Source organism: Stappia sp., from assembly GCF_048268045.1.
In the GTDB taxonomy this organism is placed as follows: domain Bacteria; phylum Pseudomonadota; class Alphaproteobacteria; order Rhizobiales; family Stappiaceae; genus Stappia.
In genome coordinates this window covers 191893-214190 of the sequence record NZ_JBLWWG010000004.1, presented here as the reverse complement: position 1 = coordinate 214190, position 22298 = coordinate 191893, and the positions used below count along the sequence as shown (strand labels likewise).

20 protein-coding genes and 1 riboswitch are annotated in these 22298 nt (G+C 67.2%); of the genes, 8 read left to right on the top strand and 12 right to left on the bottom strand.

Annotated features, from left to right (window positions below):
• Positions 1 to 40 precede the first annotated feature (40 nt).
• On the top strand, positions 41 to 256 hold the full coding sequence (locus tag ACN0WF_RS08365; RefSeq protein ID WP_417772348.1) for a SlyX family protein: 216 nt from the start codon (positions 41 to 43) through the stop codon (positions 254 to 256).
• A 33-nt stretch (positions 257 to 289) separates the two neighbouring features.
• On the opposite strand, the gene ACN0WF_RS08360 is transcribed toward ACN0WF_RS08365, so the two are convergent.
• Positions 290 to 1558: a GGDEF domain-containing protein gene (locus tag ACN0WF_RS08360; protein WP_417772347.1), complete on the bottom strand. Its 1269-nt coding sequence runs from the start codon at positions 1556 to 1558 to the stop codon at positions 290 to 292.
• Between the two features lie 291 nt (positions 1559 to 1849).
• Between ACN0WF_RS08360 and ACN0WF_RS08355 the strand changes: the two genes are divergently transcribed.
• Both ACN0WF_RS08355 and ACN0WF_RS08350 read left to right on the top strand, forming a co-directional pair.
• The gene (locus ACN0WF_RS08355) at positions 1850 to 3262 is read left to right on the top strand and encodes an MFS transporter (protein ID WP_417772346.1); all 1413 of its coding nucleotides are present in this window, start codon (positions 1850 to 1852) and stop codon (positions 3260 to 3262) included.
• Positions 3263 to 3335: 73 nt separating this feature from the next.
• A riboswitch (SAM-I-IV-variant riboswitch) is annotated at positions 3336 to 3469 on the top strand.
• A gap of 46 nt (positions 3470 to 3515) precedes the next feature.
• Positions 3516 to 3878 carry a hypothetical protein gene (locus tag ACN0WF_RS08350; protein WP_417772345.1) on the top strand — a complete coding sequence of 121 codons (363 nt, stop codon included), beginning with the start codon at positions 3516 to 3518 and terminating at the stop codon, positions 3876 to 3878.
• A gap of 4 nt (positions 3879 to 3882) precedes the next feature.
• On the opposite strand, the gene yciA is transcribed toward ACN0WF_RS08350, so the two are convergent.
• On the bottom strand, positions 3883 to 4293 hold the full coding sequence (gene yciA, locus ACN0WF_RS08345; RefSeq protein ID WP_417772344.1) for an acyl-CoA thioester hydrolase YciA: 411 nt from the start codon (positions 4291 to 4293) through the stop codon (positions 3883 to 3885).
• 278 nt (positions 4294 to 4571) lie between these two features.
• On the opposite strand from yciA, the gene ACN0WF_RS08340 reads away from it, so the two are divergent.
• Entirely contained in the window at positions 4572 to 6032 is a 1461-nt protein-coding gene (locus tag ACN0WF_RS08340) for an amidase (RefSeq protein WP_417772343.1), read from the top strand.
• A 297-nt stretch (positions 6033 to 6329) separates the two neighbouring features.
• On the opposite strand, the gene ACN0WF_RS08335 is transcribed toward ACN0WF_RS08340, so the two are convergent.
• From ACN0WF_RS08335 to ACN0WF_RS08300, 8 genes are all read right to left on the bottom strand, one after another.
• On the bottom strand, positions 6330 to 7199 hold the full coding sequence (locus ACN0WF_RS08335) for an isocitrate lyase/PEP mutase family protein (RefSeq protein WP_417772342.1): 870 nt from the start codon (positions 7197 to 7199) through the stop codon (positions 6330 to 6332).
• A gap of 67 nt (positions 7200 to 7266) precedes the next feature.
• Positions 7267 to 8541: a TRAP transporter large permease gene (locus tag ACN0WF_RS08330; RefSeq protein ID WP_417772341.1), complete on the bottom strand. Its 1275-nt coding sequence runs from the start codon at positions 8539 to 8541 to the stop codon at positions 7267 to 7269.
• A gap of 5 nt (positions 8542 to 8546) precedes the next feature.
• Positions 8547 to 9071: a TRAP transporter small permease gene (locus ACN0WF_RS08325; RefSeq protein ID WP_417772340.1), complete on the bottom strand. Its 525-nt coding sequence runs from the start codon at positions 9069 to 9071 to the stop codon at positions 8547 to 8549.
• 67 nt (positions 9072 to 9138) lie between these two features.
• Entirely contained in the window at positions 9139 to 10137 is a 999-nt protein-coding gene (gene dctP, locus ACN0WF_RS08320) for a TRAP transporter substrate-binding protein DctP (protein ID WP_417772339.1), read from the bottom strand.
• Positions 10138 to 10528: 391 nt separating this feature from the next.
• Positions 10529 to 11215 carry a DNA-3-methyladenine glycosylase I gene (locus ACN0WF_RS08315; protein WP_417772338.1) on the bottom strand — a complete coding sequence of 229 codons (687 nt, stop codon included), beginning with the start codon at positions 11213 to 11215 and terminating at the stop codon, positions 10529 to 10531.
• Between the two features lie 186 nt (positions 11216 to 11401).
• Positions 11402 to 12097: a LutC/YkgG family protein gene (locus tag ACN0WF_RS08310; protein WP_417772337.1), complete on the bottom strand. Its 696-nt coding sequence runs from the start codon at positions 12095 to 12097 to the stop codon at positions 11402 to 11404.
• A complete protein-coding gene (locus ACN0WF_RS08305; RefSeq protein WP_417772336.1) occupies positions 12094 to 13539 on the bottom strand; it encodes a LutB/LldF family L-lactate oxidation iron-sulfur protein in 1446 nt (481 codons plus the stop codon). Before ACN0WF_RS08305 ends, ACN0WF_RS08310 begins: the two co-directional genes overlap by 4 nt.
• 33 nt (positions 13540 to 13572) lie before the next feature.
• Positions 13573 to 14403, bottom strand: a complete 831-nt coding sequence (locus ACN0WF_RS08300; protein ID WP_417772335.1) for a (Fe-S)-binding protein — start codon at positions 14401 to 14403, stop codon at positions 13573 to 13575.
• Positions 14404 to 15109: 706 nt separating this feature from the next.
• On the opposite strand from ACN0WF_RS08300, the gene ACN0WF_RS08295 reads away from it, so the two are divergent.
• The gene (locus ACN0WF_RS08295; RefSeq protein WP_417772334.1) at positions 15110 to 16402 is read left to right on the top strand and encodes a DUF3422 family protein; all 1293 of its coding nucleotides are present in this window, start codon (positions 15110 to 15112) and stop codon (positions 16400 to 16402) included.
• Between the two features lie 80 nt (positions 16403 to 16482).
• On the opposite strand, the gene ACN0WF_RS08290 is transcribed toward ACN0WF_RS08295, so the two are convergent.
• Positions 16483 to 16884 (bottom strand): c-type cytochrome, encoded by a 402-nt coding sequence (locus ACN0WF_RS08290; RefSeq protein WP_417772333.1) that lies wholly within the window; start codon positions 16882 to 16884, stop codon positions 16483 to 16485.
• Between the two features lie 141 nt (positions 16885 to 17025).
• Positions 17026 to 17976 (bottom strand): LysR family transcriptional regulator, encoded by a 951-nt coding sequence (locus ACN0WF_RS08285; RefSeq protein WP_417772332.1) that lies wholly within the window; start codon positions 17974 to 17976, stop codon positions 17026 to 17028.
• Positions 17977 to 18133: 157 nt separating this feature from the next.
• Between ACN0WF_RS08285 and ACN0WF_RS08280 the strand changes: the two genes are divergently transcribed.
• The 3 genes from ACN0WF_RS08280 to glcF are packed head-to-tail and all read left to right on the top strand — an operon-like array spanning position 18134 to position 22244.
• Complete coding sequence (locus tag ACN0WF_RS08280; protein ID WP_417772331.1) at positions 18134 to 19630, top strand: FAD-linked oxidase C-terminal domain-containing protein; 1497 nt, start codon at positions 18134 to 18136, stop codon at positions 19628 to 19630.
• A 35-nt stretch (positions 19631 to 19665) separates the two neighbouring features.
• Positions 19666 to 20883, top strand: coding sequence for an FAD-binding protein (locus tag ACN0WF_RS08275; protein ID WP_417772330.1), 1218 nt, complete (start codon positions 19666 to 19668; stop codon positions 20881 to 20883).
• A 2-nt stretch (positions 20884 to 20885) separates the two neighbouring features.
• On the top strand, positions 20886 to 22244 hold the full coding sequence (gene glcF, locus ACN0WF_RS08270; RefSeq protein ID WP_417772329.1) for a glycolate oxidase subunit GlcF: 1359 nt from the start codon (positions 20886 to 20888) through the stop codon (positions 22242 to 22244).
• Positions 22245 to 22298 lie beyond the last annotated feature (54 nt).

Genomic DNA, 22298 nt, shown 5'->3' with positions numbered 1-22298 from the left:
CGCCCATTCCGTTTGTGCGGCACCATCAAAGGAGCGCATGATGAACGACAGCGATACACGGGGCCGGATCGATCGGCTCGAGGAGCAGATCGCCCACCAGGAAAAGAGCCTGGAGGACCTCAACGAGGTTGTTACCCGCCAGGCAGACCTGATCGACGCGTTGACGCTGCAGTTGCGCCGGCTGAGCGAGCATGTCGAGGAAATCGAGGATCTTTCGGCAAACCCCACCCCGGTGGCCCGCCCGCCTCACTACTGACACGGCCGGTCGCGGGTGAGCGAAACCGCGCGCTCAGGCTGGCGTCGATTGCGGCGGAAGCGACCCGGCCCGGGGAGCCACACCGGGAGCAGCGGGAGCCGGCCGCGTGCGATCCGACACCTCCGCGCAATAGACGTCGACCCGGTTGCGGCCGCCGTATTTGGCTGCGTAGAGCGCCTTGTCGGCCTTGGCGATCACTTTCGAGAGCTCACCGTCCTCCGCCTCGAATTCGGCGACACCGATGCTGACGGTCAGATCGACAAGGGCGCGCCCCTCGTCCCGTTCGATGCCGAAGGGCGTGCCGGCGACTTCCCGGCACAGGCGCTCGCCAAGCTGACGCGCCTCCCCCGCGTCCGTATCGTGGAGTATGGCGATGAACTCCTCGCCTCCCCAACGCCCCACCACGTCCTGCTGCCCACGGACCAATTCCTGGAAGCGTGTGGCGAACTCGGCCAGAACCGCGTCGCCGGCCTCGTGCCCGTAGCGGTCGTTGATGCTCTTGAAGTTGTCGAGATCCGCCAGAAGCACCACCATCGGACGGCGGTTTCTGCGGCCTGCCACGAACACCGGGCCGGTGCGTTCCTGCACGCTGCGCCGGTTCGCGAGCCCGGTCAGCGGATCCGTCGTCGCCATCTCGCGCAGCGCCGCCTGGGCGCGTTCCAGCGACATGGTCAAAAGTCCGACATAGAAGATCGTGCCGATCGCCTGATCGATGACGAAGATCGTGGCGAACTCATTGTCCGAATGCGCCTGGGCAGCTCCGGTGAGCAGGATCTCGACCAGCACGACAACAGCCACCATGCCGAACACGCCGGCATAGGTGGCAAGCGATGAGACGACGATGATGCGGGAGGGGAGCCAGGGTTCGCCGCGCCGCGCCACATAGGCACCCATCGCCCTCAGGCTGAAGAAGCTCAGAAGCAGCAGCGCCGGCAGGATGGCGATGTGGAAGGATCCGCTGGCAAGCCAGGCGCCAAGGTAGGCGGCTCCGGGCGCCAGCCCCGTCAAAAGCAGCCTGCGGATCGCATAGCTGCGCCCGAAGAAGCGCGCTCCACCGGCCGCGGCGAAGGCGATGCTGAATCCCAGGAACATGAAGGCCATCGCGGCCAACAGCGGTTCGCTCTCATAAAGCCCCCACCCGCCGTAGATGATAGAGATACCGGCGCAGCTTGCCACCATCCCGGCTGTCCAGTGACGGAACGCGGCCGTCGCCGGTCCGCGAAAGCAGGCAATCAGGAAAAGCAAGACAAAAGCCAGTCGGGCGGACAGGCTCGCGAACTGTAACGTAGAGATATCGAGCATCAGGTCCTTGCTGTATCTTTCCCTGGTCCCCGTTACGATCAAACCACCGCAGCATACCCTGCCTTCGAGGCCGCAGCACCATAATTCACTGTAATTTGTACCTAGGAATTTCACGCCGGCATATAATATTCGAAAAATTTTTCCGTAACTGTTTGATCTATCCGCCGATCATTTATCGGCATATCGGGCAGCGGTGTGGCGGTGGCCGGAGAATTTGCTAGGGTCGGTCCGGCGTGGTGCTTCGTCGCGAACCACGCCGGACCGAACCCACGCAAGGCACCGCATCCCACCATGGCTCACATCATCCCGATCGCGGCGCTTCTTGCCGGTTCCGCCCTGCTCCTGATGGCGGGAGGACTGCACGGCCTGCTGCTGCCGCTGCGCGGCTCGATCGAGGGTTTCAGCGACACCTCCCTCGGTCTGCTCGGTACAGGCTGGGCCATCGGCTATATCGCCGGCTGCGTGCTCACTCCGGTGACCGTATCGCGAGTCGGGCACATCCGCACCTTCGGCGTCCTGTGTTCGCTCGCCGGCATCGTGGTGCTGCTCAACCTGGTTTTCATGCACCCGCTTGCCTGGGTTCCGCTCCGGGCGATCTCCGGCTTCTGCTTTGCCGGCGGGGCGATGGTGGTGGAGAGCTGGCTCAACGAGCGGGCGACGCCGGACACGCGCGGGCGGATCTTCGGCTTCTACACGATGATCAATCTCGGGGCGACGACCGCCGGGCAGATGCTGCTGACCGTGGGCGACCCGCGGGGCTACCTGTTTTTCGTCATTGGCTCGATCATCTATTCGCTGGCACTGCTGCCGACGGCGCTTTCCACCGCCGTGCAGCCGGTTCCCCTGGCGCGCGTGCGTCTCGATGTGCGCGCACTCTGGCACCATTCGCCGATCGCCGTCGTCGGCGTCGTGCTGATCGGCATTTCCAACAGCGCCTTTGGCACGCTCGGCGCGGTCTACGGCCGCAACATCGGCCTGGCCATCTCCGACATCGCCACGATGATGTCGGTGGCGCTGCTTGCCGGCTCGCTGATCCAGATCCCCGTCGGCATGCTGTCGGACCGCATGGACCGGCGCGTCGTGCTCATCGGGCTCGCCTGCGCCGGCAGCGCCATCGGTGCCATGCTGAGCTTCGCCGCCAGCTTCCCACCCGTCGCCATCATTGCGCTGATCGGCGGTTTCGGCGGCATGGTCTATTCGATGTATCCGGTGATTGTCGCCCATGCCAACGACCACGCGCCGAACGGCGAGTTCCTGAAGACCAGCGGCGGCCTGCTGCTGCTCTACGGTGTCGGCTCGGTCGTCGGCCCGCTGTTCGCCGCCGTGATGATGGAAATGACCACGGCCGCCGGGCTTTTCATCGTGACCTCCGCCGCCCATGCGCTGATCATCGGTTTCGCCGCATGGCGCATCACCCAGCGCAAGGCGCTGTCGACGGACGACAAGGAAGACTTCGTCGCCATGGCCGCCGGCGGTCGCCTGACCACGCCGGAAGCCCTCGCGCTCGACCCGCGCACGGAGGAGGGCGAGATCGAGGAAAGCCAGCCCGACGCCGAGACCGACGAGCCTCAGGAAACGGAGTTCGAGGCCGGCCTCGACGACATGCCGCCGCAGGAAAGCGAGCCCGAAACGGAGGCCGACACAGCCCCTGACGAGGACCATGCCCCGACGACGGACGACACGAAGCCGCCGACCGGCGCGTGACACCCTGCCCCGGCTGGCGGCGCGGGCGGACGTACCCCGCACTTGCACCGCCTCGCCCGCCGTGGCATAGAAGCTCCATCATCAAGAGAAGGGCTGGCGCCCTCGCCAACCTGCCCGACCGGGCAAGGTGGTCTCCCTGACCGGGGTCCCTCGCGGGAACCTGAACTTGGGGATGGGGTCGCGAAAGCGACAACCAAACGGTCGAACCGAAACTGCGCCAGTCCTCCTCGGGAAACCGATGGAGGATTTTTTAATGTCGACACCGCTTGCACCGGAGCACGACGCTCCCCGCCCGCAACGTCCGCGGCCATGCGCGCTCAAGACAGATCCCGCCAGCTCCCTTGCGCCAGCTCCGACGCCGAGCTTCGCGGAACTGCGGGTGCTCGCCGCCGGCGCCGCACTCGGCGTGCGGGCGAACGCGAACCCCGGCCCCGGCCTTTCGCAGGTCGAACGCCGGCGGCGCATCGAGGCGCTTCTTGCGCTCTGGCAGACAGGCTGCCGCAGCGTGATCGACGAGGCTCTCTACACCGACCTCGCAGCCCGCCATCCCGAGCTTGCCGCCCTTGTGCGGACCCGCCTGCGCCGACGGGCGCGCGGTCCGCGCGCCCACGGCTGATCCGTCAGGCGTCGGCCGGCTCCTCGGGGGGAACAGGCACCGGGCGACCGTCGTCATCGACGGCGACGAAGGTGAAGACCGCGTCGGTGACCTTGACCCGGTCGCCCCGGCGCTGCCGGCGAACCCAGGCCTCGATCTCCGCCTTGAGCGAGGTGCGCCCGACCCCGACGATGCGGCAATAGACGCAAAGCACGTCGCCGACGTGGACCGGGCGGATGAAGGTCATCCGGTCGACGGAGATCGTCACGACCCGCCCGCCGGCGCGTTCTCCGCAGGCTATGCCGCCCGCCAGATCCATCTGCGACAGCACCCAGCCGCCAAAGATGTCGCCGGACGCGTTGGTGTCGGCGGGCATGGCCATGGTGCGCAGGGTGAGTTCGCCCTTCGGGCTTTCGCTTTCGTCTGTCTCGCTCACTGATCTTCTCTTCCGGTTGGGTCTGGCCGCCTTGTCTGGGAAGAGGCGAGCTTACAGGCGGGACGCGGCCTTGCCCACCCGGCGCCACGCCATGATCCCCCGCTACGGGTCGGCCTTGCGCGCCCGCGCCGGGCTTGGCAAGCCGCGATGTGCGTGGGAAAGTCGGCGTCCTTCCTGTCCGCGGCCGACGCCATGCCGGCGGCGCGCCCCTTCATCCAGCCCCCGCCTTTCCAGAACGTCCCGCCTTCCAGAACCATGCCGAGAGAAAACCAGCAGCCATGACGACCTCAGCCCTTCCGACTGATCTTCACGAGTTCAGCGCCCGCGCCCTGTCGCGCGCGATCCACCGGCGGGAGGTTTCCGCGCGCGAATTGATGCAGGCGACACTGACGCGCATTGCGCGGATCAATCCCGAGATCAACGCCGTCATCTCGCTTCGCGACGAGGACGCGCTTTTGAAGGAGGCGGACCAGGCCGACGCCGAACTGGCGCAGGGACGCTCGCGCGGCGTGCTGCACGGCTTTCCCCATGCGGTGAAGGATCTGGCCATGACCGCCGGCATTCCCACAACCATGGGCTCGCCGGTCTTTGCCAGGCAGATCCCGGCGGAGGATGCGACCCATGTGGCGCGGTTGCGCTCCGCCGGTGCGATCCTGATCGGCAAGACCAACACGCCGGAGTTCGGTCTCGGCTCGCATACCTACAACCCGCTGCACGGCGCGACGCTCAACCCCTACGACCGGACACGCTCGGCCGGCGGGTCGAGCGGCGGCGCGGCGGCCGCGCTCGCCGCCCGGCTGCTGCCGCTTGCCGACGGCTCGGACATGATGGGCTCGCTGCGCAATCCGGCAGGGTTCTGCAATGTCCTTGGTCTGCGGCCGAGCTACGGGCGCGTGCCCTCCGGCCCCGCCCCGGAACTCTTCATGGACAGCATGGCGACGGACGGGCCGATGGCGCGCTCGGTCGGCGATCTCGCCCTGCTGCTGTCGCTGCAGGCCGGTCATGATCCCTCAGCGCCCCAGTCACTGCCTGGCGACGGCACCGAGTTTGCCGCGCTGGTCGACCAGCCGGCGGCGGCAAGCCTCAAGGGGGTCAGGATCGGCTGGCTCGGCGACTTCGGCGGCCACCTCGCCATGGAAGACGGGGTGCTCGATCTCGACCGGCGGGCGCTCGACGTTTTCTCCGGCCTCGGCGCCGAGGTAGAGCACGCATCGCTCGGCTTCGATGCCGAGCGCATCTGGCAGGCCTGGACCGACCTCAGGAGCTGGCGCGTGGCCGGCAAGCTCGGTCCGATCCTCGATGCGCCCGCCACCCGCGATGCGCTGAAGCCGGAGGCGGTCTGGGAGGTGGAGCGTGGCCGGGCACTGTCGCTCGCGCGCATCGAGGAGGCGAGCCAGACCCGCAGCGCCTGGTACCGGGCGGCGATGCGCCTGTTCGAGCGCCACGACTTCCTGGCGGCCCCCGTCGCACAGGTCTTTCCCTTCGACGTGACCCTTGCCTGGCCGAAGGAGATCGCCGGCCGGACGATGGACACTTATCACCGCTGGATGGAATGCGTTGTCCCCGCGAGCCTGCTCGGCCTGCCGGCAATCTCGTTGCCCGCCGGCTTTGGTGGCGGCGGTCTTCCCGCCGGCCTTCAGCTCATCGGCCGGCCGCGCGACGATATCGGCCTGCTGAAGATCGCGTCGGCCTATGAGGCGGCGACGGACTGGCTCGGCCAGGCACCGGATCTCGGCTGACGAAAGGGCATTGGCAAGAAAAAGGAGGTCGCTCTCGGGGGAAGAGCGACCTCCGCTGCGGGCTGCTACCGTGTTGAACCTCCCGCACGAGAGAGGCGTGGGGTAGGCGGCGGGATCGGGTGGTGACGTCCGCAGCCGTGCCTCTCTCTGGCGCATTACGCGAGGGGAGGTCGGCTGGATCACAATCCGGTCGCGGCGATGGCGCTCCTGATACAATCCGGCTTGCGCGCAACACATGTTTTCGAAAATTACGCGCGATATTGCAGGAAATGCAGGCCCTGAAGCGGAAATGCCGCGTCAGTCGCGGCGGTCGGTGTAGCGCGCCTCTTCCTCGTAATAGGCGTCGAAGCCGACCGCCTTGCGCAGGTCGGCGAAGTCGAGAAGCAGGTCGTCGGGATGGCGCCCGTCCTTCATCACCGCCAGCGCCTGCTGCATCGCCCGCGTCACCGCCGAAAGCAGCGTCAGGGGATAGGCGGCGAGCCGGAAGCCGATGCGCGCCAGTTCGGCATGGGAGAGAAGCGGCGTCGCGCCGCCCTCGACAAGGTTTGCCATGTGCCAGGCCGGCACCTCCCGGCAGATCGTCTCCATCTCCTCCACGCTTTGCGGCGCCTCGACGAAGAGAATGTCGGCACCCGCTTCCCGGAACAGCCGCGCCCGTTCCAGCGCCTCGTCGAGCCCGTGACCGTGGCGCGCGTCGGTGCGCGCCAGGATGAGGATATCCTGCCCTTCCTCGCGCGCGTCGACCGCCGCCTTGACCCGGTTTACCGCCTCCGCGCGGTCGACGACGAGCTTGCCCTTGGTGTGGCCGCAACGCTTGGGCGCGACCTGATCCTCGATCATCACGCAGGCCAGCCCCGCCTGGGCATAGCCCTTCACCGTGCGCTTGACGTTGAGGGCATTGCCATAGCCCGTATCGCCATCGCCGATGACGAGCGCCGAGGTCGCGGCAGCGACATTACGGGCGGTGTCGACCATCTCCGCGTAGGAGATCAGGCCGGTGTCCGGCTGGCCGATGCGGGTCGCGGAGACCGCGAAACCGGACATGAAAGTGACGGGGAAACCGGCCTCTCCGATCAGCCGGGCGGAGAGGCCGTCGAAGCAGCAGGGCATCGGCGTGAAGGGCGTCGTCTGGAGATGGGCGCGAAGGCGCGCGGCGGGCGTGGTCATGGGTGGCACTCGTGCGGGCTGCGTCGTGGCGGGGTTCGCGCGGGCGACATTCGCGCCCGCGCGGGGTTCACATCCTGAAGGGAATATAGAGGACAAGATCGGTCCAGAAGAAGAGGATGACGACGCTCGCCAGCATGATCGCAAGGAAGGGCCAGACACCGGTCGAGACCTCCCCCATGGTCGCTTTCCCGACCGCCTGGATCACATAGAGATTGAGCCCGACGGGCGGCGTGATCAGCGCGCATTCCACCATGATGACGAAGAAAACGCCGAACCACACGGGGTCAATCCCCAGTCCGAGCAGCGCGCCGGAGAGCACCGGCACCATGATCAGCATCATCGACAGGGCCTCCAGGAAGAGCCCCATGACGAGCAGCACCAGCGCGACCACCAGAACGAACAGGCCGGCGGTGGATATGTGCTCGGACAGGAACAGCGAGATGTCCTGGGGGATGCGGTAGAGGGTGATCGCCTTGCCGAAGACCTTGGCGCCGGCAACGATGAGTAGGATGGCGACCGTCGTCGTCATCGCCTCCAGCACCGCGTCGCGCAGCTTTGGCCAGTCGAGGGTCCGCAGCACCACCCCGACAACGAACAGCGCCCCGAGGAAACCGATCGCCGCCGCCTCGGTCGGAGTGAAGGCACCAAGATAGATGCCGGAGATGACGAAGGCCGCAAGCAGCGCCGTCGGCAGGGCGCGCAGCGCCGTTTGCCAGCGCTCGCGCCAGCTTGCCCGCGGGCTCGGCTGATAGTCGGAGGCGAAGCTGGCATAGACCACCGACCACAGGATGAAGAGGCCCATGAGAAGCAGGCCCGGCCCGATGCCGGCGAGAAACAGCGCGATGATCGATTCCTCGGTGATCACGCCATAGACGATCATCGGGATCGACGGCGGGATGAGGATGCCGAGCGTGCCGCCGGCGGCAAGCAGCCCGAGGACGAAACGGCGGGGATAGCCCCGCGCCGTCATTTCCGGGATCGCCACCGTGCCGATGGTCGCCGCGGTGGCGACCGAGGACCCGGAGATTGCCGCGAAGATGCCGCACGACAGGATCGTGGCGATCGCCAGACCGCCCGGCCAGTGGCCGACCCAGGCCTGGACGGCGGCGAAGAGATCGCGTCCGACGCCGCCCTTCAGCAACACGTTCGACATCAGCAGGAAGAGCGGCACCGAGATCAGCACGAAATTGTCTGCCGAGGACAACAGGCCCTGCGGCACCATCAGCGGCGAGAAGCCGCCCAGGGTCAGCAACCCCAGCCCGAGCCCGGCAAGCGCGAAGGCGACCGGGATGCCGGCGAGCAGCAGGGAGAAGAGCGCGACGAGGATAAGCAGCGTCACCATGGCCGTCAGTGCCCCGGATGCCGGGGAGAAGGCAGGCCGCCCTCCCCGTCCTGGCGCGGCGGAGCAAGAGCAACGCGCGCGGCCTCGAGGAGCGCCTGCACGGCAAGCAGCAGGAAGCAGGCCGGCAGCGATGCCTGTCCCCACCAGGCGGGGAGATCGAGCATCGAGCCGGTCGTGCGCCCTCGTTCGAAGGAGTTCAGTGCGATGCCGCCGCCGTCCTTGACGACGACCAGCGCAAGGGCGGCAATGAAGAGCAGCGCGAAGACCTCCTGCCAGCGCCGCGCCTCAGGCGGCAAAAGGTCGGTCACCAGCGTGATTGAGATATGCTGACGGCGATGCACCAGCAGCGCCGCGCCGCCGAAGGTCGCCCAGACGAGAAACAGCCGCGACAGTTCCTCCGCCCAGATCGTCGGAGCGATGAAGACGTAGCGCATCACCACCTCGTAGCCCAGCATCAGGGCAATGGCGAAATAGGCCCATCCGGCCAGCGTCCCGACAAAGAGGGACACCCGGTCGATCGCACGCAGCATGGCGGATCCATCATCGAGAGGGGATACGCCGGCGGCAGACCGCCGCCGGCGCGGGATGCGGAGGGGATCAGTTCCGGAAGGCCCGGGCGGCGGCAAGCACCTTCTCGCCGAGCGCGCCGGCATCGGCCTTGTACTGGTCGTAAACCGGCTGGGCGTCGGCAAGCCAGGTCTCGACCTCCGCGTCGGAAAGCGCGTAGACCTTCATGCCGTTTGCTTCGGCCGCCTTGTAGGCTTCCTGCTCGATGGAGGACATGCGGTCGCGCACGTCCTTCTCGGCATAGCGCGCCGCCTCGGTGATCCAGGCCCGGTGCTGCTCGGGAAGCCCCTGCCAGAAGTCGTCGTTGACCACGACAATGAACTCGATGTCGGCGTTGTTGGTGACCGTGATCGTGTCCATCACCTCCCACAGGCGCCGGCTCTTGACGCCGGAAACACCGGTCATGCCGACGTCGACCGTGCCGCGCTGATAGGCGATATACTGCTCCGAGCCGGAGATCAGCGTCGGCGCGCCGCCCGCCGCCTTGATCCACTCGCCGAGCGTCTTGCCGAAGACACGGACCTTCTTGCCCTTGAGATCGGCGGGCGTGCGGATCGGCTCGCCGTTCGACAGCAACACCGAGCCGCCATAGGCCTGCCACCAGAGCACACGGCCTCCGGTCTCGAGGATCGCCTCGTCGAGCGGCCCGCGCACGGGGCTGTCGGGTGCCACGGCCTTGCGCACCAGTTCCTCGCTGTTGAGCAGGAAGGGCAGGTAGAAGAGATCGACGGCAGGAACGTCGCCGACATAGCGCGTCAGCGAGGCGACACCCATCTCGATGGCACCGGAGCCGACGGCCTCGGGCACCTCGTTGTCCTTGTAGAGCTGGGCGGAATCATAGATCTCAACGGCGATCTCGCCCTTCGAGATTTCCTCCACCTTCTCCTTGAAAACGCTGACGTTCTCACCGAGATGGCTCTTCAGTGGAAGCTGCAGCGTGATGCGCAGCGTGGTCGTCTCGGCCATGGCGGCGGAAACGGAAAAGGCGAGGCCGGCGGCAAGGCCGACCGCAAGACGAATAAGCTTCATGTTCTCCTCCCAGAGCGCGTGTCGCGCCTTCTTTCAGGGCGCTCTCCGCGTTGCATGCCGCGAGACCGCCGACTTTCCGGCCCCTCGCGCTCTTCCGCTTCCGGCCGGTGTCCTCCCTGCCGGTGTCATCGCGATCAGTGTTGTCCCGGTCAGCGTCGTCCCAGTCAGCGACATCACAGGCAGCGTCCTCATCGCTGCCCGTCTGTCGCACTGCCTGACCGTCGCGCCGCCGGACCCCGGTTTCTCTCCGGAACCTGGAAGCTGGCGACAACAGACCTGACGGACCGACTTCCGAAAACACGATGACGGTAGACGACTCCGCCAGCCTTACGCAACTCCTTCCCTGCATCTTCTACGGATGACCAAGATCATCTGCCGGAGTCCGGCGATTTCAACCAGCGGAAACCGATGGACGGGAGAGCGCGTTTCGCGCCTCCTCGACGGCCTCGCGCACGCAACACCCCTCGAGATGATCGTTAACCATGCCCATCGCCTGCATGAAGGCATAGACCGTTGTCGGACCGACAAAGCTCCAGCCGCGCTTCTTGAGATCCTTCGAAATCGCCCTGGAGGTCTCCGTCTGCCCGAGAACCGACAAGGTGGCATGGTCACAGCGCTCGGGACGGTCTTCCGGCGCGGGCTCGAACGACCAGAAATAGGCGGCAAGCGAGCCCTTCTCCGCCACCAGCTCCAGTGCCCGCTGCGCGTTGTTGATTGTCGAGACGATCTTGCCGCGATGGCGCACGATGCCGGCATCGGCAAGCAGCCGCTCGATGTCGGCATCGCCGAATTGCGCGACCTGCGCCAGGTCGAAACCGGCGAAGGCGGCGCGGAAATTCTCGCGTTTGCGCAGGATCGTCAGCCACGAGAGACCGGACTGGAAGCCCTCGAGGCAGATCTTTTCGAACAACCGGCAGTCATCCGTCACCGGCCGGCCCCACTCCTCATCGTGATAGCTCAGATAGTCCGGCTTGTTGCCGTGCCACCAGCAGCGCAGACGACCGTCCTCGCCCCGGATCAGACCGGCTGGAACCTGCTGCTCCTGGCGATCTCCCGCCGTTCCATTCGTCTCGCTCACGCCTTCGTCCTTTTCTCCAAGCCGCATTGCGCGCATGACTTTTCCCACCCCTCCCCGACAGCGTCGAGCGGAGGGGGAAGGTGTCGTTCCCTTTTTGTTCATGATACAGAGCCATCGTCGGCCGTGCAAGGCGATGACGCGGCGCGCTGGCGCCGCGTCTCCCCGACATGTGGCCTCCAGGCCGCCTCACGCGGTGCCGAAAGTCGCCTTATCCACCACGATGATGTGCAGAGCGCGCGGCCCGTGGGCCCCCAGGAGCAGGGTTTGCTCGATGTCGGCCGAGCGTGATGGGCCGGTGATCATGTTGACCGTGCGCGGCATGACGCCCTTGCCGAAGCGGGCGCGAACGCGGTCCCAAAGGCTCTCGTAGTCGCCAGCGACATCTTCGGCCGCAAGCACCACGATGTGATGCTCGGGAAGGAAGTTGAGCGTGGTCGGATTGTCGCGGCCGGAGGTCAGCATCAGCGTTCCGGTCTCCGCGACGCCTCCCAGCGCATGCGAGACGGTCGCGAGATCTGAGCCTTCCGCCCGCCCCTCGTCGACCTCGAGCTGCTTCTGTTCCGCCCAGGGCATGGTCGCCAGGAACGGATCGGCACCGTGGCGAATGCGGGCGGGCAGGTTCTTGTCCTTCAGATAATCGCTGACCGCCTTCGGCACGTCGGCGGGAGCGGCGACGCGCGCAACCGTCGCCTGGACCGCGCCGGCCATGTTGCAGAAGAGATCGACGAGGGCCGCACCCTCAAGCCTGCCTCGCGCGGGGATCAGTCCGCGCGGCGCGCGCTGGAGACGGTCGGCAACGGCGGCGCGCCGCGCCGGGTCATCGCCCTTTTGTCCCATGGAAGCGCGCATGCGCGCCAGGATGGATGCCTTGGCGTCGCTCATGCGGCCCTCCTTTTTCCGGCCGGGGCCGCGCCCCGCTCGCGCGCCCAGCGCGCCTGGAACGTCTCGCCCTCCGGGGCGGGAAAGTCACGGTGCCTGGTCCAGCCGCCGGCAAGCGGCAGGGAGGCGAAGCGGCCGCTCCCCTTGCCGAACCAGCCGAGAAGGCCGGCCGCGATCCGGGTTGCGCGCTGGTACAGCGCCGGACGGCGTGCAAGCCAGGCCCACAGCGCGAGACCGTAGCGGGCGGCCGCAGGATTGAGATTGCGCGAGAACTCCCGCTCGCGCCAGTGACGCATCATCTTGGGCAAGGGGATACGCATCGGGCAGACGCTCTCGCAGCGCCCGCAGAAGGTCGAGGCGTTGGGCAGGTGGCCCGACTGGTCGACGCCGATCAGCGAGGGGGTCAGCACCGCGCCCATGGGTCCGGGATAGACCCAGCCGTAAGCATGGCCACCGACCGCGTGATAGACGGGGCAATGGTTCATGCAGGCGCCGCAGCGGATACAGCGCAGCATCTCCTCGAACTCGGTGCCGAGCATCGACGAGCGACCGTTGTCGAGCAGGACGACGTGGTAGTCCTCCGGCCCGTCCGGGTCCTCCGCCCGGCGCGGGCCGGTGGAGACGGTGGTGTAGACCGACATGTCCTGGCCGGTGGCGGAGCGCGCCAGCACCCGCAGCAGCTGCGAGAGGTCCTCGAGCGTCGGCACGATCTTCTCGATCGAGGCGACGACCACATGGGTCTTCGGCAGGATCTGGGTGAGATCGCCATTGCCCTCGTTGGTGACGATGACGGAGCTGCCCGTCTCGGCGACGAGGAAATTGGCACCGGTGATGCCGATGTCCGCCTGGAAATACTTCTCGCGCAGGACCGAGCGCGCCTCGCTCAGCAGCGTGGTCGCCTCCTCGAGGTTGCGGCCCGGATCGAACTGGGTGTGGACACGGCGGAAGTCGGCCTCCACCTGATCCTTGTTGACGTGCACCGCCGGGGCAATGATGTGGCTCGGATGCTCGCCACGCAGCTGGATGATGTATTCGCCGAGATCGGTCTCGACCGGCGTCACCGAATGGCTTTCGAGAAAGGCGTTGAGGCCGATCTCCTCGGTGATCATCGACTTGCCCTTGGTGACCGTGCGCGCGCCCTTCTGCTTGCACAGATCGAGAATGATGCGGCGGGCCTCCTCCGCGTCTTGCGCGAAATGAACGTGGCCGCCGGCCGCCTCGACCTTCTCGGCGTAGGCCTCGAGATAGAGGTCGAGATGAGCAAGAACGTGGTTCTTGATATCGCGCGCGTTGTCGCGCAGCGCGTCGAACTCCGGCAGTGCCGCCGCCGCCTTCGCGCGCTTGCCGATGAAGCCGGAGCGCACGTTGCCGAGCGCGCGCTGCAGCGACTGGTCGTGCAGCGCCTCGCGGGCATTTTCCCTGAACTGCGGTGACGTGATCCGCATCGTTTCCCTCCCCGGTGAAATCCGGTCCGCGGCCTAGCGCCGACGCTCGCCGATCGCAGGCTGGTCGGTCATGCCCGCCAGAACTTCGGCGACATGGCGCACCTGGACGGCCTTGCCCTCGCGCTTGAGCTTGCCGGCCATGTTCATGAGACAGCCGAGATCGCCGGCCAGAAGCAACTCCGCCCCGCTGTCGGCGATGGTGCGCGTCTTCTCGCTGACGATCTTGTCGGAGATGTCGGGATACTTGACGCAGAAGGTGCCGCCGAAGCCGCAGCATACATCCGCATCCTGCATCTCGGTCAGCTCCAGCCCCTCGACGGAGGCAAGCAGCTTGCGCGGCTGCGCCTGGATGCCAAGCTCGCGCAGGCCCGAGCAACTGTCGTGATACGTGGCCTTGCCGGAAAACACTGCGTCGACCTGCGTCAGGCCCAGCACATCGGTAAGGAAGCTCACAAGCTCGAAAACGCGCGAGGAAAACGCCTCCGCCCGCTCCGTCGCGGCCGCATCGCCGTCGAAGAGCTCGGCATAATGCTTCTTCAGCATGCCGGCGCAGGATCCGGAAGGGGCGACGACATAGTCGTATCCCTGGAAGGCGCGAATCACCTGCTCGGCGATGGCACGCGCATCGGCCCGGTCGCCAGAGTTGAAGGCCGGCTGGCCGCAGCAGGTCTGGGCGACGGGAACCTCAACCGTGCAGCCGGCATCTTCCATCAGCTTGACGGCGGCAAAGCCGACGCTCGGGCGGAAGAGGTCGACGAGGCAGGTGACGAACAGACCGACCCGAAGCGGCGGTGTGTCCTGGCCTGGTGCGCCCTGCCCTGTCTCGGGCCGCGCGGATGCCCCCTGGGGCGCGGATTCGGTCATGATCCGATTACATCCTCCGTCGATCGCCGCGACGTTCGCCGCCGCTTGCTGTCTTCGTACGTCGTGTCGAGGCGCTGCTCCAGACGCAACGCCGAGACGATGCGCCGCCGCCGCGTGTCCCGCGGCATCGGCATCGGCCCGCAAAGCGCCGCGTGAACGGCGCGCTGCTGGTCGAAGATTTTCTCGCAAAATCCAGGATGGCGATAGAACGAAGCCCGATTGTAGAACACACCGTCGAGGAGGAACGGTAGCAGGAGCACGGCGTATGCAGCAAGACGATGTTGCGCGCAGTCTCGCCAATCACCTGAGGGAACTCGACATCCAGCTCTGCAAGGTGATCGCGACAGCCCGCGCGCCTCGCCTTCTGCGACCTGAAGGGCGAGGCAGGCTCCCGGCGTGACGATTCAGCGCATCCACAAGGACAGCACGCCTTTCGTACGCTTCCCCTGATCGGGCTGGCGCCGTGCATTCCCTTTCATGGCCCTCGTGCCGTGGCTTGCGGATGTTCTGTTGTCGAACGCGATGCACTAGGATCGCGCGGCGGAGCGGACGGGCTCTCGCGCATGAGGACAACACCGCGGGCGGGGCAGGCACCCCTGCCGGCGGCGTCGCGCCTTCCACGCCGCATGGCGTGGGAAGCGCGACGCACGGAGGGGGCACGATGACAGGCAACACGCAGAGTGGGACCGCAAGGACGGCCGGCGGCATGCCGTCCTTTGCGCCGCATCCCGCACGGGATCTGGTGCTCGGCGAGGTTCACGCCCGCCCCTTTCACCCGCTGAAGACCCCTCGGGTGTTCCTGCGCTACGGCTTTCAGGTGGACGATACGGCCGCCGAGGCCGACCGCGACTGGTTTTCCGGCCATTGCCGCGCCGCCGGACTTGCCGGCCCCGAGCCCGCCTCGCGTCATCACATGGTGGAAATCGGCGACACCGTGCTGCGCCGCGAGCGCCACGGTGAGTTCGTGACCTACACCTGGGACGGGCCTATGGACCCGGTCTCGGCTCCCGACGTGCCCCCGGCAGGCCATCCCTTCGGCACCAGTTTCCGCGCTCCCGGGCCGCTGCTCGTCGCCATGCGCTGCGACGTGCTGCCCGCCGGCAGCGAGGGCTACGAAACACGCTTCTCCGGCTTCGACCAGACCAGCCTTTCTGTCGCGGAAGCAGGCAATGGCGAGGCGACCATCGCCACCGACTTCCGTCAGGACCGGGACGGGCTGACGCGGATCCTTGTCGGCGCACGCGGACAGAGCGAGGTTCAGGCGGGCGCGCTGGTGCAGCGGCTGCTGGAGCTGGAGACCTATCGCAGCTTCGCCATGCTCGGCCTTGCCGAGGCGCACCGTCAGTCCGGCAGTGTCGCCGGCATCGAGCGCAAGCTGCTGGCGCTCACCGAGCGGATGCGCCAGAGCGAGGGGCTGGACGCCAATCGCGGACTGCTGAGCGAGTTGACCCGTCTGGCCGCCGACCTGGAGGCCGGCGCGGCGGCGAGCGCCTATCGGTTCGGGGCGAGCCGAGCCTACTACCAGATCGTGCGCCAGCGGCTGGAGGCGATCGGCGAAAGCCCCCGCGAGGGTCATTTCACGCTGGCCCAGTTCCTCTCCCGCCGGCTCGCGCCGGCGATGCGCACCTGCGAGACGCTCGAGGAGCGGCAGGCCAACCTGTCGCGCAAGCTCGCCCGCGCCGCGACCTTGCTGCGAACCCGCGTCGACGTGGAATTGCAGGAGCAGGCGCGCGGCCAGCTCGAGGCGATGAACCGCCGCGCGCGGCTGCAACTGCGCCTGCAACAGACGGTCGAGGGCCTGTCGGTGGCGGCGATCAGTTACTATGTGGTCGGACTGTTCGGGTATCTTGCAAAGGGCGCGAAGAAGGGGCCGCTCGGCGTATTCCTGCCATCCGCCGAGACGCTGACCGGCCTGGCCGTTCCGGCGGCTCTCGCCATCGTCTTCCTGACCGTGCGCCGCATCCGCCGGCATCACGATGACGGCCACGGCGAGGGCTGAAGGCTCCGCACGCAAAAAGGCCGGGCGAAACGCCCGGCCCCTGTCGACGACCGCGAGCCGCGAGAACCCGCGGCCGGTTGTCACTTTGCGGTGCCGTCCAGATTGAACTGCGACAGATAGGCGACGATATCGTCGCGATCGTCTTCCTTGCGCAGACCGGCGAAGGCCATCTTCGTGCCCTTCACAATCTTGCGCGGGGCCTCGAGGTAGCCATGCAGGGCCTCGGAATCCCAGACCTTGCCGCCTTCGCCGAACGCGGTCATCGCCTTGGAGTACTTGTAGTCCTCCAGCGAGGCGATCGGGCGGCCGACAACGCCATTCAGCTCTGGACCGACCTTGTTCTTGGCGCCTTCGCCAACCGCATGGCAGGCAGCACACTTCTTGAAAATCTTCTCGCCCTTGGCCGGGTCGCCGTCGGCCCATGCCTGAGCCGAGGTGAGCGCCACAAGGGCGGCACCAGCGAGCATCATCACGCGTTTCATTCGCATCTCTCCCGAAACATGCTTTCTGGAAGCGGGCAGCCACTGGCCGCCGCTGTCTTCACACCCGCGAACACTAGCACGATCCGCCGGCACGTCACCCCGACAGGGCACTTTGTCGCAACCTCGTCATCGCGAACAGGCTCAATCCGCAGGGTCATCCACCGTGGCCCCGGCCTCCAGCCAGTTGTCCAGCCCCTCGTCCCAATACGGCGAGAGACCGTAGAGCGTGGCCAGGAAGTCGATAAAGACGCGCACCTTCGCCGGCAGAAAGCGGCGGCTGGGGTAGACAGCGAAAAGCCCGACGTTCTTCGACGCGCGATACTGCGGCAGCACGATGGAAAGCTGGCCGGCGCGCAACTCCGGACCGATGTCCCATGTCGAGCGCAGTGCAACGCCCGCGCCCGAAAGCAGGGCCTCGCGCACCACCTCGCTGGAGTTGGTGCGGATCGGGCCGCCGGTCCTGACCAGCTCGATCCCCTGCGGCCCGGCGAGCCGCCACACTTCCTGCTGGGTGGTGGAGACGCAGACGTGATTGTCCTGGAGGTCGGCAATGGACAGCGGCGCCCCGGCCTTCTCGAGATAGGCGGGCGCGGCACAGAGCACCCGGTGGACCGGAGCCAGACGGCGCGCGACAAGGCTCGAATCCTCAAGCTCGGCAATGCGGATCGCCAGATCGTAGCCCTCGCCGACAATGTCGACCAGCGCATCGGACAGATCGAGGTTGCAGGCAAGCTCGGGATTGACGGCGAGAAACTTCGACAGATGCGGGGCGATGTGCATGCGACCGAAAGAGGTCGGCGCGCTCACCCGCAAGGTGCCGCGGGCCACCGCCGAGCGGCGCGAAACGAAAGCCTCCGCCTCCTCCACCGACGCGAGAATGGCCACCACGCGCTCATAGTAGCCCTGCCCCGCCTCGGTCAGGGTGAGCTGACGGGTCGTACGCTGGAGAAGGCGCGTGCCCAGCCTGTCCTCGAGCCGTCGCAAACGCTTGGAAACGACCGCCGGGGACAAGCCCATCTCGCGCCCCGCCGCCGACATGCTGCCGGCACCGACGACCCGGGCGAAGATCTCCATGTCGGGGAAGCTGCTCATTTTCAACATACCGTAGTTTATTCTTGTCCACTTTAGACTGTTTATCGCAGTCTCGCGTCCTGTCACACTCGCAGAATCAGAATCCGCGCATCGGCCTGCGCGCCGAAGGACGGCGCACGGCGGAGCGTGCCGAAGAAAACCACGGGAGGAGCCAGCCATGAGCGGCATCGCCATGCCGAAGCCCGACGCGGGCGTGCTCGAGCGACGCGCCGAGATCGTCAAGGCGCTGAAGGCGCTGGTGCCCGGCGAGGGCGTCATCGACGCGGATGTTGAAATGCGCCCCTATGAAACGGACGCGCTCACCGCCTACCGGCAATTGCCGCTGGTCGTGGTGCTGCCGGAGACCGTTGCGCAGGTCGCCGCCGTGCTGCGCTACTGCCACGAGAATGCGGTCAAGGTGGTGCCGCGCGGCGCCGGAACGTCGCTCTCCGGCGGAGCTCTTCCCGTCGGCGACGGCGTGTTGCTGTCGATGATGAAGTTCAACCGGGTCCTCGACATCGACGCGGCCAACCGGGCGGCGGTGGTCCAGCCCGGCGTCACCAATCTCGGCATCACCCGCGCGGTCGAGCATCTCGGCTTCTACTACGCCCCCGATCCCTCCTCGCAGATCGCCTGCTCCATCGGCGGCAACATCGCCGAGAACTCCGGCGGCGTGCACAGCCTGAAATACGGGCTGACCACCAACAATGTGCTGGGCCTGGAGATGGTTCTGGTCACCGGCGAGGTGATCCGGCTCGGCGGCAAGCATCTCGACAGCGAGGGCTACGACCTGCTGGCACTGATGACCGGATCCGAGGGCTTGCTCGGCGTCGTCACCGAGGTGACCGTGCGAATCCTGCAAAAGCCCGAGACGGCGCGCGCCGCGCTGATCGGCTTTCCCAGCAGCGAGGATGGCGGGCGCTGCGTCGCGGAAATCATCGGCGCCGGCATCATTCCCGGCGGCATGGAGATGATGGACGAACTCGCGATCAACGCGGCCGAGGACTTCGTCCATGCGGGCTATCCGCGCGAGGCCGGGGCGCTGCTCATCGTCGAACTCGACGGACCGGAAGCCGAGGTCGACCATCTGCTCGCCCGCGTCGAGGCGATCGCGGCCGCCAACAAGGCGACCTCGGTGCGGGTCTCGACGAGCGAGGAGGAACGGCTGAACTTCTGGGCCGGGCGCAAGGCCGCCTTCCCCGCGGTCGGGCGGATTTCTCCGGACTACCTGTGCATGGACGGCACCATCCCGCGCAAGGCGCTGCCGCAGGTGCTGACCCGTATGCGGGCGCTCGGCGAGAAGCACGGCCTGCGCTGCGCCAATGTCTTCCACGCCGGCGACGGCAACCTGCATCCGCTCATTCTCTACGATGCCAACAAACCGGGCGAACTGGAGGCGGCCGAAGCCTTCGGCGCCGATATCCTGCGGCTCTGCGTGGAATTCGGCGGCGTTCTGACGGGCGAGCACGGGGTCGGCATCGAGAAGCGCGACCTGATGCCGGAGATGTTCACCGAAGACGACCTGAAGCAGCAGCAACGGGTGAAATGCGCCTTCGACCCGAAACAGCTCCTCAACCCGGGCAAGGTGTTTCCGGTGCTGCACCGCTGCGCCGAACTCGGCCGGATGCATGTCCACAAGGGACAGCTCCCCTTCCCCGACATTCCGCGCTTTTGAGCGCCCCCGCAAGAAGCCAGGACGACACGACGACCATGTCCGACACGTTCAAGCCGCGCACGGCCGAGGAAACCCGCGACGCCGTCCAATGGGCGATGGCCGAGCACGAGCCCGTCGAGATCATCGGCAGCGGCTCCAAGCGGGCGCTCGGCAAGCCCGTGCAGGCGGGCCATGTGCTCGACCTCTCCGACCTTTCCGGCATCGAGCTCTACGAGCCGGCCGAGCTGATCCTCACCGCGCGCGCCGGCACGCCGATCGCGGAGATCGAGGCAGCGCTCGCCAGCGAGAACCAGGAACTCTCCTTCGATCCGCTCGACTACGGCCCACTGCTTGGCCAGCCAGCCGGACAGGGCACGCTTGGCGGCGTCATCGGCGCCAATCTCGCCGGCTCGAAGCGGCTGAAGTTCGGGGCCGCGCGCGACCATATTCTTGGCATGGACGCGGTTTCCGGCCGTGGCGAGATCTTCAAGTCCGGCGGACAGGTGGTGAAGAACGTGACGGGCTACGACCTGCCGCGCGCGCTCACCGGCTCCTGGGGCACGCTCGCGGTCGCGACCCGCATCACGCTGAAGGTGCATCCGCGCTGCGAGACCGAGGCGACGTTCCATCTCGCCGGCCTGTCCGACACGCAGGCCATCGCGGCGATGACCGATGCGATGGGATCCTCGGCGGAGGTCTCGGCGGCCGCGCATCTGCCGGAGGCGGCAAGCGCCGGGCTGCGCGCGCGGGGACATGACGTTGTTTCCGGCGCCGCGACGCTGTTGCGCCTCGAGGGCTTCGGTCCCTCGGTCGACTATCGCTTCGAGCTTCTGAACCGGCTTCTGGGCGCACGCGCACCCATCACGCGGATCGAGGCGGACGCGTCGCGGGCATTGTGGCGCTCGGTGCGCGATGCCGAGCCCTTCGCGGGAACGGACGATCTGGTCTGGAGGCTCTCGGTCGCACCGACGGCAGGTGCCGAGGCGGCCGCGCGTATCGCCGCGCGTGTCGCCGGCACGACGGCGTTCTACGACTGGTCCGGCGGTCTGGTCTGGCTCGCGGTTCCTGGCGCCGATGCAAAAGAGAACGAGGTCCGCGCGGCTGTCGCGGCCTGCGGCGGCGGCCATGCGACGCTGGTGCGCGCGCCCGCGCCCCTGCGCGCCGCGCTCCATGTGTTCCAGCCACAGGAACCGGCGCTCGCCGCACTCGCCGCGCGGGTGAAGACCCAGTTCGATCCGCACATGATCCTCAATCCGGGCCGGATGGGAAGCTGACCATGCAGACGACTTTCTCGATCCACCAGCTCGCCGATCCGCATGTGGCGGAATCCGAAAAGATCCTGCGCAAATGCGTGCACTGCGGTTTCTGCACCGCCACCTGCCCGACCTTCGCGCTTCTCGGCGACGAGCTCGACAGCCCGCGCGGGCGGATCTATCTGATCAAGGACATGCTGGAGAACGACCGTCCTGCGGACGCGCGCACGGTCAAGCATATCGATCGCTGCCTGTCCTGCCTGTCCTGCATGACGACCTGCCCCTCGGGCGTTCACTACATGCACCTTGTCGACCATGCCCGCGCGCATATCGACAAGACCTACAAGCGGCCACTGGCGGACCGCTTCACCCGCGCGCTGCTGGCCGCCGTGCTGCCTCACCCGGGCCGTTTCCGCCTGTCGCTGGTCGCCGCCTTCTTTGCCCGCCCGCTCGCGCCGGTTCTCAAAGCCCTCGGTGGCCCACTGAAGCCTCTCGGCGCGATGCTTGAGCTCGCGCCGTCGCGGGCGCCGGTGCGCTCGCGGATCTCCGGGCCAGGCAGTTTCGCGCCGCAGGCGGCCAAGCGCCAGGGCCGCGTCGCGCTGCTGACCGGCTGCGCCCAGCCGGTGCTCCAGCCCAGCATCAACGAGGCGACAATCGCGCTGCTCAACCGCGCCGGCGTCGAGGTGGTGCTGCCCAGGGGCGAGGGCTGCTGCGGCGCGCTTGTCCACCACATGGGCAAGGAGGAGAAGGCGCTTGCAGACGCACGGCGCAACGTCGACGCCTGGATGCGCGAGATCGATGGCGCGGGACTGGATGCGATCCTGATCACGGCGTCGGGCTGCGGCACCACGATCAAGGACTACGGCTTCATGCTACGCGGGGATCCGGCCTACGCGGACAAGGCCGCACGCGTTTCAGCTCTTGCCCTGGACGTGACCGAGTATCTGGCGAAGATCGACCTTGGCGCACCCGCCTTCCGTCCCGGCCTGACCGTCGCCTATCACTCCGCCTGCTCGATGCAGCATGGACAGAAGATCACCGCCCTGCCGAAGACCTTGCTCTCCGCCGCCGGATTCGAGGTGCGTGACCTTCCGGAGGGCCACCTGTGCTGCGGCTCGGCCGGCACCTACAACATTCTCCAGCCCGACCTGGCCCGGCGTCTGCGCGACCGCAAGGTTGCCAACATCGAGAAGCTCGCCCCCGATGTGGTGGCGGCCGGCAACATCGGCTGCATGACGCAGATCGGCGGCGGCACCGGCCTGCCGGTGGTCCACACGGCGGAACTGCTCAACTGGGTCTATGGCGGCGCAACGCCGGAGGCGCTTGAGGAAAGCGGGCTTGCCGCCCGCGCCGGCGAATGGCCGCTGGAGGCTGCCGAATAGCTGCAAGGCACCTGCCCGACACGCACAAAAGGCCCGCCGCGGTTTTACCACGGC

What these genes read in the sequence shown, in the direction of transcription:
- ACN0WF_RS08285 (WP_417772332.1), bottom strand. Translation starts at nt 17,976, where the DNA reads ATGAGCAGCTTCCCCGACATGGAGATCTTCGCCCGGGTCGTCGGTGCC.
- ACN0WF_RS08300 (WP_417772335.1), bottom strand. Translation starts at nt 14,403, where the DNA reads ATGACCGAATCCGCGCCCCAGGGGGCATCCGCGCGGCCCGAGACAGGG.
- ACN0WF_RS08340 (WP_417772343.1), top strand. Translation starts at nt 4,572, where the DNA reads ATGACGACCTCAGCCCTTCCGACTGATCTTCACGAGTTCAGCGCCCGC.
- ACN0WF_RS08325 (WP_417772340.1), bottom strand. Translation starts at nt 9,071, where the DNA reads ATGCTGCGTGCGATCGACCGGGTGTCCCTCTTTGTCGGGACGCTGGCC.
- ACN0WF_RS08290 (WP_417772333.1), bottom strand. Translation starts at nt 16,884, where the DNA reads ATGAAACGCGTGATGATGCTCGCTGGTGCCGCCCTTGTGGCGCTCACC.
- ACN0WF_RS08365 (WP_417772348.1), top strand. Translation starts at nt 41, where the DNA reads ATGAACGACAGCGATACACGGGGCCGGATCGATCGGCTCGAGGAGCAG.
- ACN0WF_RS08275 (WP_417772330.1), top strand. Translation starts at nt 19,666, where the DNA reads ATGTCCGACACGTTCAAGCCGCGCACGGCCGAGGAAACCCGCGACGCC.
- ACN0WF_RS08305 (WP_417772336.1), bottom strand. Translation starts at nt 13,539, where the DNA reads ATGCGGATCACGTCACCGCAGTTCAGGGAAAATGCCCGCGAGGCGCTG.
- ACN0WF_RS08360 (WP_417772347.1), bottom strand. Translation starts at nt 1,558, where the DNA reads ATGCTCGATATCTCTACGTTACAGTTCGCGAGCCTGTCCGCCCGACTG.
- glcF (WP_417772329.1), top strand. Translation starts at nt 20,886, where the DNA reads ATGCAGACGACTTTCTCGATCCACCAGCTCGCCGATCCGCATGTGGCG.
- ACN0WF_RS08355 (WP_417772346.1), top strand. Translation starts at nt 1,850, where the DNA reads ATGGCTCACATCATCCCGATCGCGGCGCTTCTTGCCGGTTCCGCCCTG.
- ACN0WF_RS08350 (WP_417772345.1), top strand. Translation starts at nt 3,516, where the DNA reads ATGTCGACACCGCTTGCACCGGAGCACGACGCTCCCCGCCCGCAACGT.
- ACN0WF_RS08310 (WP_417772337.1), bottom strand. Translation starts at nt 12,097, where the DNA reads ATGAGCGACGCCAAGGCATCCATCCTGGCGCGCATGCGCGCTTCCATG.
- dctP (WP_417772339.1), bottom strand. Translation starts at nt 10,137, where the DNA reads ATGAAGCTTATTCGTCTTGCGGTCGGCCTTGCCGCCGGCCTCGCCTTT.
- ACN0WF_RS08280 (WP_417772331.1), top strand. Translation starts at nt 18,134, where the DNA reads ATGAGCGGCATCGCCATGCCGAAGCCCGACGCGGGCGTGCTCGAGCGA.
- ACN0WF_RS08335 (WP_417772342.1), bottom strand. Translation starts at nt 7,199, where the DNA reads ATGACCACGCCCGCCGCGCGCCTTCGCGCCCATCTCCAGACGACGCCC.
- ACN0WF_RS08330 (WP_417772341.1), bottom strand. Translation starts at nt 8,541, where the DNA reads ATGGTGACGCTGCTTATCCTCGTCGCGCTCTTCTCCCTGCTGCTCGCC.
- ACN0WF_RS08295 (WP_417772334.1), top strand. Translation starts at nt 15,110, where the DNA reads ATGCCGTCCTTTGCGCCGCATCCCGCACGGGATCTGGTGCTCGGCGAG.